Genomic DNA, 11,135 nt, shown 5'->3' with positions numbered 1-11,135 from the left:
TCGTCGAGACGGTGATCAAGGTCAATGAAGACACCAAGCGGCGGATGACCGACAAGCTGCTCGACCTCTGCGGCGGCAGCTTCAACGGCAAGAAGGTCGCCGTGCTGGGCGTCACCTTCAAACCCAACACCGACGACATGCGCGATGCGCCTTCGCTGACCATCGTGCCGGCGCTGGTGGGCGGTGGGGCCTCGGTCTCGGTGGTCGACCCGCAGGGCAAGCGTGAGGGCGAGGCGCTGCTGCCGGGCGTGGCCTGGGAGGACGATCCCTATGCCGCCGCAAAGGACGCCGACGTGCTGGTCATCCTCACCGAGTGGAATGAGTTCCGCGCGCTTGATCTCAAGCGGCTCGCAGCGGGCATGGCCACCGCGCGCCTTGCCGACCTGCGCAACATCTACGCGGTCGAAGATGCCAAAGCGGCGGGCTTTGCCGCCTACGAGAGCATCGGCCGGGCCGGCTTCCCGGGCTGAGCCGCCTGCGCGCAAGACAAGAGAGACATTGCAGGAAGGCCCCGGATTTTTCCGGGGCCTTCTTCCGTTTCAGCGGGCGGGCAGCGCGTCAGGCCAGGAACATGTCGTCGGTGATCTCGGCCAGCAGGGTCTGGCTGAAGGTGATGCTCACCCCCTGGTCCTCGAAGCTCACGTCGCTGCCGGCCTGGGTCATGTGGCTCAGCGCTGCGGCGGCATCGGCATAGCCGAAGCCCTCGAGCGAGATGTAGTCCCAGGGCTCGAGATCGAGCACCCGGTGGCTGCCGCCCTCGGCCTGGGCGAACTCGAAGGCATCGGCGCCGATGCCCCCCGCCAGAAGGTTGTCGCCCGCGCCGGGGTGCAGCAGGTCGTGGTAGATCGAGCCGCTGCCGTAATCGACGTCGCGCAGCCATTCCTTGAGAGCGTCGGCGGTGGCCGCCTTGAACTCGGTGCTCTGCGAGAAGCCCTCGACTACCTGGGCGCGGGACATGCCGCCGTCGAGCCGCGCGGTCCAGTTGGTCAGCCCCGTGGCATCGGGGTCGCGATCGAGCACGTTGTTGTAGAGCAGGGTGACGAAATCGCCGTTGTCGAGCGCGCCGTAGGTGGCCTTGAACTCGGCGCTCTGCACGAAGCCGTCGATCACCTTGCCCAGCTCCATGCCGTCCGCGAGCCGTCCGGACCAGTTGAGAAAGCCGTTGATGTCCGGCGCGCGGTCGAGCGTCGCCTGGTAGAGCCGGTAGACATCGTCGCCCCAGGTGGCGGCGGAGCTGTCCTCGGCGAAGGCATAGGTATAGGCGAAGGCGGCCCCGGCGGTGCCGGCCTTGAACTCGGCGCTTTCCGAGAAGCCCTTGACCACCTCGGCGCGGGACATGCCGTCGTCGAGCCGCGCGGTCCAGTTGGTCAGCCCCGTGGCGTCGGGGTCGCGGTCGAGCACGTTGTTGTAGAGCAGGGTGACGAAGCTCTGGTTGTCGAGATTGCCATAGGTGGCCTTGAACTCCGGGCTGCCGGTGAAGCCGTTGATCACCTCCTGCAGGCTCATGGTGCCGGTGAGCAGCCGCTCGGTCCAGTTGTGATGCCCGGTGAGGTCCGGCGCCCGGTCGAGCGTCGCCTGGTAGAGCCGGTAGACCTGCCCCGAGGCCTCCTCGGCATAGCTGCCGGCGAAACCGTCGCCGAAGAGCCGGTCGTCGCCGCTGCCGGTGGTGATCTCGTCGAGCAGCTTGCTGCCGAGATAGGTGACCGGGGTGGTGACCTGATCGAGCAGGAAGGTGCTGTTGGTGTTCGAGCTCGAGGCGTCCACGGTCAGCGGTGCGCTGCTCAGCAGGGCCATGAGCGCGGCGTCGTCGTCGCTGTCGAAGAGTTGCTCGAGCGCGGTGTAGAGGGCGGGAAGATCCCAATTCAGCCCGGTGAAGCTGGCGATCACCCCGGTCGGGCTGCTGATCTCGAGCCCGGTCAGCGTGCCGGCGAGATCCGCGGGATCGTCACTGGCTGCCAGCCCGGTGCCGGTGAGCCTGGTGGTATAGCCGGTCTCCTCGTTGCGGACGGTGACCTGGGTGCTGCTCGCGCTCAGCAGCGCGATGTCGAAGCCGCCCTCGGCGCTGTTGTAGAATGCATCGTCGAAGATATCGCGATCATTGCCGAAATAAGTCAAAAGCATTCGTCTGTACCTTCAGTAAATTTTTGAAATCATTGTAGGATACGGCCCCATGGGCGGTCGGCCGCCCGGAAAATTCCGGCGGGGCGTCAGGCTTTCAGCTCAGCGGTCCTCCTGCGCGGCTGCGATGCGCCCGCCCCGGGCCGGGGCCGGCGGTGCCTGTAACGGATCTACCTGTAACGGGGATAAGAGCGGGATGATCGGGGCGCGGCCAAATTGCCGGACGCTGCTGAGAGACCTGGAAGCCACCGTTTCAAATTCCTTCACCAAGGAAAAGACTTGTCAAAGCGTCGCGTCAAAAAGGGTCCGGCAGAACGCGCGTTGCTTAAAATTGTTCCGCAAACATACCACAGCTACCGCGGTGCTGGGAGCGGTTTTGACCCGCATGCGCAGGGCAGATGGTGCAAGTATCGGCAAGGAGGACGGGCCAAGGCGGTCCGCTCAACAGTCCGCGCAATCGGTGTCACTCGAAGCATTTCATCGGGCGGTGGGGGCGCCCGCTAGTGCAGCGCGCCTGCGACAATCAACGCGGTGACGACGAGCGCGGCTAGTGCGCAGAGCCAGAAGCCGTAGCGATTGATCCAGGGTGTCGCCTGATAGCAGGCACCACAGTCGCGCTGACCAAACCGCAGCCTGTGGCCGCAGTGAGTGAAGATTCATTTATGCGGCGGTGAGTGAGGATGATTAAAAATAATATGAATTTTCCCCACCTAAATCAAAATAAATTGACGCTCCGTTATTAAATAAAGAAATGTTTTTATGTGCATCGACATTAATTTTATTAGATAAGAGCTCTTCTTCCAAGCGGGCGAGGGGGAATTTTAGACTGAAACAATAAATTCAATAAATTGCATTTAATAGGTCTCCACTGCATTCAAAAATAAGAATGTTATATCGAATCTAAAGCGACAGAAGTGTCGAAAGCTTTGAAAAAACCCATGATCACTAAAATGTGATTCTGCTCCCTGAAGCCTGATAGCTGTCTAAAGTTGGGCAGGATTGTCGAACGCTATCGACTGCCGGTTTCAGGCATCTTTACAGCCCAGAGATGCCGTAGAGGCCAGGCTTTCAAGGAAGTTCTTTTGTTCACGTATGGTTAACATAAGGGGCGGGCAGGTTTGGCTTGATAAGTGTCCGCAGTACGGCCGTACTTTGACAAAATAAAGATCTTTGGATTGCATTATTTTGCCTTAATCGGGTCTGAAATGCGACATTTTACCTCATGGGAGATATGTAAGCCATTGGGTTGCCAATACCTTTTATGCTCCTAATAAAAATGTGAACAACCGACCTCTCCACCCAAGTGGCCGAAAGTTGGGCACGATATCGTGACGGTAAGATTATGAGAACGAGTCCCTTGGAAGTGCGCTGCCAGCAATGTGGTCGCCGTGCGCTGTTTCACGAACCATTCAAATTCTCAAACGCTAGGAGGTTCGAGTGCGCTCCTCAGGGCGCCCACCTTTGGGGCAAGGTCGTGGTGGAGGAGCTTTATCCAGAGCACTTTGCGTGGGAGCCGCCGCAGCTCGATCAGGAGAAGGTGAGCAAATTTCACCAAGGGCCCTTGCGTGGCTATGAGTTCAACCGGTTCGGAATGATAGAGTGCAGCGACTGCGACGAAAAATATCCAGCTGAAATTTCCTGGCCGGAAGAAGCCTTTTGGCAGTGGGAAATTCTCAATGAGACGATTGTTGCGAGAAATGCAGAGCATGCTCGATTAATTGCTACATTTCTTTCTGAATCCACGCGACCTGTGACGGTGAAACCATCTCTGAGAAATATCCCGTCTAAGATTCTAGTTGGAAGTAGGGCCGATGAGCTGATCAGCCAGATCTTTAAAGATTTGAAGAAGTCTTGGTAGTATTTATTCCGGGTAGTGAAATGAATTCAAAACAGGTGCGTGCGGGATATACTTGGACGTCGGCGGAAGAGAATGCCGCGGCGCTGTCTCGGAGCAGGAACCAATACGCGGCAGCGATGGAAGCGGCCTGCATCCTCAACGTGATCGCAGGAGTTTCTCCGGAAGGGCAACTTGCCGAAGCTTCGTTCTGGAGGTCGCAACAAAGACGCTGCGCCGATTGATTTGCCACGCGCATAGGGCACCGTTGCGGTGTCCTTTGTGGTGGAGTTCTTTTCCCGTTCAAAAGGTTGGCCTTTTTCGTGCGAAGAGGGTCTCGCGCCACGCGCGTCATTATTAGCCACAGCCGGACCTTTGGTAGGGCCAATTTAAGGGTGCGCCCAGCGAAACACGTCGGAGCAAGGGTAGATGGTCGCGCATTTCGGCGCGTGCTTAGTCTCAAAGGCGCTAGGCTCCAGACCCATTGATTTTGGGCTTTCGGCGTGATTCAGGCACCGCAAGGAGACCTGATCGATGAGCAATCATTGCTCGGTCTCGCCCTTGGGCGTGTAGTAGAAAGATGAGCGCGCGATCGTGCTGGTCGATCGACAGGTCCGGGTGGTCCGGCTCGATCATGCCGCGCCTCACTTCCCGCCCTAGGGCTTCAGCTTTCGTTCCCAAAAAGAGTTGGCCACCGCCAGCACCCCGATCTTGGCGTGAAGCTCTTTCACCTGCTCCTCATCAATCTCCGGCTTCTTGCATCCCCCGCGCTCAAACACGCCAGACGCGCCTTCGAGCAGAGTCCGCTTCCATTGGTGGATCATCGTCGCCTCTCGGTGTTTGCAGGCAAACACCTGCCGGTCCCAGATGCACCCCGAAGCGGCTTGCCAGCTCGGCGGCCGCCTCCTCGCCTTTCAGGGCTTCCAGCGCGACCTTGGCCTTGAACTCAGGCGCGTGCTGCTTCCGTTTCGACATCTCTGATCTCCTTCTCGTCGAAGATCAGCAGACCGCAAATCGTAGCCTATGTCAGTGCCCGAATGTCGGGGTGTAGCTCACCAACCCGTCATCATCAGAGCCTCCGAGAAGGAGAAATGCCTCCTTCGTCCAGGATGCCACTGCACTGGAGCGCGACCTTACAGCAACTTGTTGCTGCTCTCACGTAATGGCCTCGTGCTCATCGCTGGCGATATGAGGAGGGGCTATAGATCTTCATTTTGGGTATCATGAATTACCGGTGCAAGCATTGCGATTGAGGCAGCGTTGGGGTGACTAGCGTGCTGACGATGACCGTCGAAAGCGCGAGCTTCCTCCCATCTCCATTGCGGTGCGGAAGGTCGCACCGTGACGGCCCGCTGCGCACTGCGTGCGCCGTGACCAGGGAGGAAGGACGCCCCATGACTGCATCCAATACCGACGCACCCGCCGGGGCGCGCGAGACGATCAACTTCAAGATGATGGCCCTCGGTCCGATCGCCGGGCTGCTGCTCGCGCTGGTCCTGCCCGAGAGCCTGTCGATGCCGGGACGGCTGGCGGCGGGCTCGGCGCTGTGGATGGCGATCTGGTGGATGACCGAGGCGGTGCCGATCCCGGTGACCTCGCTGCTGCCGCTGGTGCTCTTCCCGCTGTTCGGCGTCGGCAGCTTCGCGGCCATGGCCGCCCCCTATGCGAACTCGGTGGTCTTTCTCGTGCTCGGCGGCGTGGTGCTGGGGCTCGCGACCGAGCGCAGCAACCTGCACCGCCGCATCGCCCTGCGCACCATCCAGGCGGTCGGCACCCGGCCCGACCAGATCGTGCTCGGCATGATGATCGCCTCGGCCTTCATCTCGGCGTGGATTTCCAACACCGCGACCGCGGTGATCATGGTGCCGATCGGGGTCTCGATCCTGCATCTCGTGCGCGATCTCGCCAAGGAGCAGGGGCTCGAGACCCGCGACAAGAATTTCTCGGCCGCGGTGATGCTGGGCATCGCCTATGGCGTCACCATGGGCTCGATCGCCACGCTGATCGGCCAGCCGCCGACCGCGCTGATGAAGGCCTACCTGCTCGAGCAGCAGGGCTATGACATGGGCTTCGCGCAATGGATGCTGATCGGCGTGCCCTTCGCCGCGATCATGCTGGGTATCGGCTGGGTGCTGCTGACCAAGGTGATCTACCGCTCGGAGCTGCGCGAGCTGCCCGGCGGGGCGGCGCTGATCCGCAGCGAGGTCGAGGCGCTCGGCCCGATGAGCAAGGCGGAATCGCGCGTCGCGCTGATCTTCCTCGGGGCCATCTTCTTCTGGGTCGCGGTGCCGCTGCTGACCAAGATCGCGGCCGTCGACGCCGCGCTGCCCTTCCTGTCGGGGATCTCCTCGAGCCAGGTGGCGATCGCGGCGGCGCTGGCCTGCTTCCTCGTCTCCTCGGGCGAGCGCGAGGCCTCGGGCCGGCCCGTCGCGCTGCTGACCTGGGACGCCTCGCGCGACATTCCCTGGGGGCTGCTGCTGCTCTTCGGCGGCGGGCTGAGCCTCTCGGCGGCCTTCACAGCCACGGGGCTGTCGGTCTGGGTCGGCAACCAGGTCGCCGCCTTCGGGGACATGCCGCCGCTGGTGGTGCTGATGGTGGCGGCCGTGGTCGGGCTCGGCCTGACCGAGCTGACCAGCAACACCGCGACGGCGGCCGCCTTCTTCCCGATCATGGGCTCGGTGGCGACCGGCGTCGGGATCGATCCGCTGATCATGACCGCGGTCATGACGCTGGCGGTCTGCTCGGCCTACATGCTGCCGGTCGCGACACCGTCGAACGCGGTGGCCTTCGGCTCGGGCGAGGTCTCGATCAAGCAGATGGTGCGGGCCGGGGTCTGGCTCAACGTGATCTCGCTGCTGGTCATCTTCGGGGTCATCGAAACCCTCGTGCCGCTCGTGCTGGCCCGCTGAGCCGCCCCGGTCCTGGCCCCATCGCCGCTGGGGCGGACGGGGCCAGGGCCTTCCTCCCCGTCTTCCTCCCAGCGGCCCGCGGCCGCAGACGCTCCCAACACTGAGGTTTCCATGACAGACTCGTCCGCTTCGCCCCAGCAGACCGCGGCAGGCCGCGATCTCTGCCGGGCCACGGCGATCCGGCGGATCACCGCCCGCATCATCGAGGCGCCGACCACCCGGCAGCACAAGCTTTCCAACACCTCGGTGCGCCACCAGGGCTATATCTTCGTCTCGGTCGAGCTGGACAACGGCGTCACCGGCTTCGGCGAGGGCTCGACCCTCGGCGGGCCGCGGTGGGCCGAGGAGAGCGTCGAGGCGATGAAGGCCAATATCGACGCCTATCTCGCCCCCGCGCTGATCGGCCAGCCCGCCTGCCTTGCCGAGGCGGCGAGCCTGCGGATGGAGCTTGCCGCCAAGCGCAACTACACCGCGAAATCGGCCCTCGACATGGCGCTGCTCGACGCTTTGGGCAAGACGCTGGAGGTGCCGGCGCATGTGCTGCTCGGCGGCGCGGTGCGCACCTCCTTCGAGGCGATCTGGGCGCTGGCCTCCGGCGATGCGGCGCAGGAGGTCGAGGAGGCGCTGGAGATGATCCGGCGCGGCTGGTTCCGGCGCTTCAAGATCAAGCTCGGCTTTGCCGATCCGCAGACCGACCTGGCCCGCCTTGCCGCCCTGCAAAAGGCCCTGCCCGCGGACACGCCGCTGGTCGCCGACGTCAACCAGGCTTGGAGCGAGGCCGAGTGCATCCGCCACCTCCCGGCGCTGCGCGATCTCGGGGTCAGCCTGATCGAGCAGCCGATCGCCGCCGGGCAGACCGCCGCCTCGGCGCGCATCGCCGCCCGCTCCGAGGTGCCGGTGATGATGGACGAGAGCGTCTCGACGCTGGCCGAGGCGGCGCGCGAGAGCGCCGCGGCGACCGGCTCGGTGCTCTCGCTCAAGCTCTGCAAGCACGGCAGCGCGCACAATCTCAAGCGGGTGGCGGGCATCGCCGCCGCGCACGGCGTGCAGCTCTACGGCGGCTGCCTGCTGGAAAGCTCGATCGGCGCCGCCGGGCACCTGCAGGCCTTTGCCACCCTGCCGCGCCTGGACTGGGGCACCGAGCAGTTCGGCCCGAAGATCCTGGTCGAGGACCTGGTGACCGAGGGGCTGCGCTACGCGGATTTCCAGGTGCATCTGCCGCAGGGGCCGGGGCTTGGCGTCACGCCGAACCCCGACGTCATCGACAAATACGCAAGGAAGGAGTGAGCCGATGGGCGAGACCGATCTTCATCCCCGCCTGATCGCCATGGCCGAGGCGCTTGCCGGGCGGGCGCATCTGCAGCGCCTCGGGGCGCTGTTTTCGGAGACCGTGCTGCTCGAGGTGGACGGCGCGGAATTCTACCTGATGTTCCACCGCGGCCGGATCGAGGAGATCCGCCCCGGCCCCTCGCGCAAGATCCCCTGGCGCTTTGCCCTGCGCGTCGACCGCGAGGCGCTGCTGAAATTCTGGGAGCCGGTGCCCGAGGCGGGCTTTCACGACATCTTCGGCTTCGTGAAGACCGGCCGCGGCAGCATCGAGGGCGACATCCTCGCGCTGGTCAAGAACCTGCGCTTCTTCAAGGAATTCATGGCCCTCGGCCGGGAGGTCTGCGCATGAGCCGCATCGAGCCCATCATCGGACGCTATGTGACGATTCACGTCGGGGGGCGCCCCCACCGGGTCTATTTCGAAGAAGCCGGGCAGGGCCGCCCGGTGATCTGCTTCCACACCGCCGGCGCCGACACGCGGCAGTGGCGGCACATCCTGAACGATGCCGAGATCACGGCGCAGCACCGGATCATCGCCGTCGACATGCCCTGGCACGGCAAGTCGCTGCCGCCCGAGGGCTGGCAGACCGAGGAATACCTGCTGACCACCGAAGCCTACATCGAGGTGGTGCTGGCCATGGTCGCCGCGCTCGAGCTGGAAAGCCCGGTCTATGCCGGCTGCTCCATGGGCGGGCGGATCGCGCTGCAGCTGGCGCTGCGCCATCCCGAGCCGTTCCGCGGCTTCATCGCCATCGAGGCCTCGGATTTCCAGCCCGCCTGGTACGACATCGACTGGTTCCACCGCCCCGACGCCCATGGCGGCGAAATGGGCGCGGCGCTGGTCTCGGCCAATATCGCGCCGCAGGGCCCGGAGGCCGAGCGCTGGAACACCCAGTGGATGTTCATGCAATCGGGCCCCGGCGTGTTCCGCGGCGATCTGAGCTTCTACACCCGCGACGACAGCCTTGTCGGGCGGCTCGGCGAGATCGACACCTCGGCGCGTCCGCTGCACATCATGGTCGGCGAGTACGACATGACCTGCACCCCCGAGGATGCCGAGCGCACCGCCCGGGCCATCCCCGGGGCCACGCTTGCCCTCATGCCCGGCATCGGCCATTTTCCGATGAGCGAGAACCCCGCGGCGTTCCGGCCGCATTTCATCGCGGCGCTGGCGCGCATGGGTTAGCGGGGGCAGGGCGAGCGCGGGCAGGGCGCGGCAGGAGAGGCGATGGAGCTGAAACGGCTGAGATATTTCCTCGCGGTGGCCGAGGAATTGCACTTCGGCCGCGCCGCCGCCCGGCTCGACATGGCGCAGCCGCCGCTCAGCCGCCAGATCGCCGCGCTCGAGGCCGAGCTGGGCGCCAAGCTCTTTGACCGCTCGCGCAGCCAGATCCGCCTCACCCCGGCGGGCGAGCTGTTTCTCGAGCGGGCGCGCGACCTGGTCGAGCGGCTCGACAGCGCCTTTCGCGAGACCCGGCTGATCGGCGAGGGCGGCGCGGGGCGGTTGCGGGTGGGGTTTGTCGGCTCGGCCACCCACGGGCCGCTGCCCGAGGTGATCAAGACCTACCGCGCGCAATATCCCGGGGTCGACCTGATGCTCTCGGCGATGAACAATGCCGAGCTCGAGCGCGCGCTGGCGCAGCAGGATCTCGATATCGCCGTAGCGCGCCCGGCGCTGAAGGGCGAGGAGCTGCGCACGCTCCGGCTGGTCGAGGAGGCGCTGGTCCTGGCCGTGCCGGAAAGCGCGCCGCTGGCCACGCGCGGCGCGGCGATCCCGCTGCCCGAGGTCGAGGCCGAGACCTTCGTGCTCTACCCGCACCGGCCGCGGCCGAGCTTTGCCGATGACGTGCTGCGCTGCTGCGAGATGAACGGCTTCATCCCCCGCGACCAGGTCTTCGCGCAGGACTACCAGACCGCCATCTCGCTGGTCTCGGTCGGGGTCGGCCTGTGCATGGTGCCCGAGAGCGTCAGCCGCGTCAGCCGCCCCGGCGTCGTCTTCCGCCGTTTCGAGGGGCACAACCCCGGCACCCGGCTGACGATCTGCGCGCGGCGGGACAACCGGCTGGCGCATGTGACCAATTTTTTCACCGTCACGCAAAGGCTGCTCCGGCAGGGCGGCTGAGCTAGGGGTCATGGCCGGGCAGGGCGCACCGGACCCCGGCGCGGCGGTTGGCCGCGAAGACGAGAACCTGGCGGGACACGAATGGGCCCTTGAGACGTTGGGGGTACTGCACTGCCCCCACTCAGGACCTTCTTAATGCCTTCCGAGCCCTTTTTCGAGCTTGCCCCCTATCACCTCACCCTGGCCATCGGCGGCCTTGTCGTCATCCTCGCGCAATGGCTGCCCCGCCTCGTCTCGCGGCGCGAGCCCGCGGCGGCGGCGCTGATGATCCTGTTCGGGGCCGGGGCCGCGCTGCTGTTTCCCGGGGCGGCGCCGATGCCCGATCCGCGGCAGACCCCGCTGCCCTGGGAGCTGATGAGCGAGATGGCGGTGATCGTCGCGCTCTTCGGCGCGGGCATGCGCATCGACGAGCTCGGACCCTTGCGGCGCTGGCGCCCGACCTGGCGGCTGCTGGGGATCGCGATGCCGCTGACCATCATCGCGGTGGCCTGGCTCGGCACCGGGCTGGTCGGGCTGACGCTTGCGGGGGCGATCCTGCTGGGCGCGGTGCTGGCGCCGACCGACCCGGTGCTGGCCTCGGACGTGCAGGTCGGCCCGCCGCATCAGGGCCGCGAGCACCCCGTGCGCTTTGCCCTGACCACCGAGGCGGGGCTGAACGACGGGCTGGCCTTCCCCTTCGTCTACCTTGGCCTGCTCATCGCGGCCGAGGGGCTGTCGCCGGCGACATGGGGGGCAGAGTGGCTGCTGCAGGACGTGCTCTACCGAACCGTGGTGGGGGCCGTGTCCGGCTGGCTCGGCGCGCGGCTCTTGGGGGTCATCCTCTT

At 64.9% G+C, this 11,135-nt stretch carries 10 protein-coding genes; 8 read left to right on the top strand and 2 right to left on the bottom strand.

Going from position 1 to position 11,135, the window contains the following annotated elements:
• Positions 1-470: UDP-glucose/GDP-mannose dehydrogenase family protein (locus G0D83_RS26515; RefSeq protein ID WP_164197553.1), on the top strand; the 470-nt coding region annotated here is incomplete at its 5' end.
• An 88-nt stretch (positions 471-558) separates the two neighbouring features.
• Here G0D83_RS26515 and G0D83_RS26510 read toward each other — a convergent pair.
• Positions 559-2,121, bottom strand: a complete 1,563-nt coding sequence (locus tag G0D83_RS26510; RefSeq protein WP_164197552.1) for a DUF4214 domain-containing protein — start codon at positions 2,119-2,121, stop codon at positions 559-561.
• A gap of 1,354 nt (positions 2,122-3,475) precedes the next feature.
• On the opposite strand from G0D83_RS26510, the gene G0D83_RS26505 reads away from it, so the two are divergent.
• Entirely contained in the window at positions 3,476-3,976 is a 501-nt protein-coding gene (locus G0D83_RS26505; protein WP_164197551.1) for a hypothetical protein, read from the top strand.
• Between the two features lie 747 nt (positions 3,977-4,723).
• Here the strand turns inward: G0D83_RS26505 and G0D83_RS26500 are convergent.
• Entirely contained in the window at positions 4,724-4,927 is a 204-nt protein-coding gene (locus G0D83_RS26500) for a hypothetical protein (protein WP_164197550.1), read from the bottom strand.
• Between the two features lie 419 nt (positions 4,928-5,346).
• On the opposite strand from G0D83_RS26500, the gene G0D83_RS26495 reads away from it, so the two are divergent.
• The 6 genes from G0D83_RS26495 to G0D83_RS26470 form a co-directional block, all read left to right on the top strand.
• Positions 5,347-6,861 (top strand): DASS family sodium-coupled anion symporter, encoded by a 1,515-nt coding sequence (locus tag G0D83_RS26495; RefSeq protein ID WP_164197549.1) that lies wholly within the window; start codon positions 5,347-5,349, stop codon positions 6,859-6,861.
• Positions 6,862-6,972: 111 nt separating this feature from the next.
• A complete protein-coding gene (locus G0D83_RS26490) occupies positions 6,973-8,148 on the top strand; it encodes a muconate/chloromuconate family cycloisomerase (protein ID WP_164197548.1) in 1,176 nt (391 codons plus the stop codon).
• Positions 8,149-8,152: 4 nt separating this feature from the next.
• Positions 8,153-8,539 carry a hypothetical protein gene (locus G0D83_RS26485; RefSeq protein WP_235958202.1) on the top strand — a complete coding sequence of 129 codons (387 nt, stop codon included), beginning with the start codon at positions 8,153-8,155 and terminating at the stop codon, positions 8,537-8,539.
• Entirely contained in the window at positions 8,536-9,375 is an 840-nt protein-coding gene (locus G0D83_RS26480) for an alpha/beta fold hydrolase (protein WP_164197547.1), read from the top strand. The genes G0D83_RS26485 and G0D83_RS26480 overlap by 4 nt, the downstream gene beginning before the upstream one ends.
• A gap of 42 nt (positions 9,376-9,417) precedes the next feature.
• A complete protein-coding gene (locus G0D83_RS26475) occupies positions 9,418-10,311 on the top strand; it encodes a LysR substrate-binding domain-containing protein (RefSeq protein ID WP_164197546.1) in 894 nt (297 codons plus the stop codon).
• Between the two features lie 135 nt (positions 10,312-10,446).
• Positions 10,447-11,135 (top strand): cation:proton antiporter (locus G0D83_RS26470; RefSeq protein WP_164197545.1); only part of this gene is annotated, 689 nt, incomplete at its 3' end.

Source organism: Salipiger sp. PrR003 (assembly GCF_010500785.1).
GTDB lineage: Bacteria > Pseudomonadota > Alphaproteobacteria > Rhodobacterales > Rhodobacteraceae > Salipiger > Salipiger pacificus_A.
This window is presented reverse-complemented; position numbering and strand designations above follow the sequence as displayed.

Excerpts from the sequence above, each read along its gene's own strand:
- G0D83_RS26480 (WP_164197547.1), top strand. The coding sequence starts at position 8,536 with ATGAGCCGCATCGAGCCCATCATCGGACGCTATGTGACGATTCACGTC.
- G0D83_RS26510 (WP_164197552.1), bottom strand. The coding sequence starts at position 2,121 with ATGCTTTTGACTTATTTCGGCAATGATCGCGATATCTTCGACGATGCA.
- G0D83_RS26495 (WP_164197549.1), top strand. The coding sequence starts at position 5,347 with ATGACTGCATCCAATACCGACGCACCCGCCGGGGCGCGCGAGACGATC.
- G0D83_RS26500 (WP_164197550.1), bottom strand. The coding sequence starts at position 4,927 with ATGTCGAAACGGAAGCAGCACGCGCCTGAGTTCAAGGCCAAGGTCGCG.
- G0D83_RS26475 (WP_164197546.1), top strand. The coding sequence starts at position 9,418 with ATGGAGCTGAAACGGCTGAGATATTTCCTCGCGGTGGCCGAGGAATTG.
- G0D83_RS26485 (WP_235958202.1), top strand. The coding sequence starts at position 8,153 with ATGGGCGAGACCGATCTTCATCCCCGCCTGATCGCCATGGCCGAGGCG.
- G0D83_RS26490 (WP_164197548.1), top strand. The coding sequence starts at position 6,973 with ATGACAGACTCGTCCGCTTCGCCCCAGCAGACCGCGGCAGGCCGCGAT.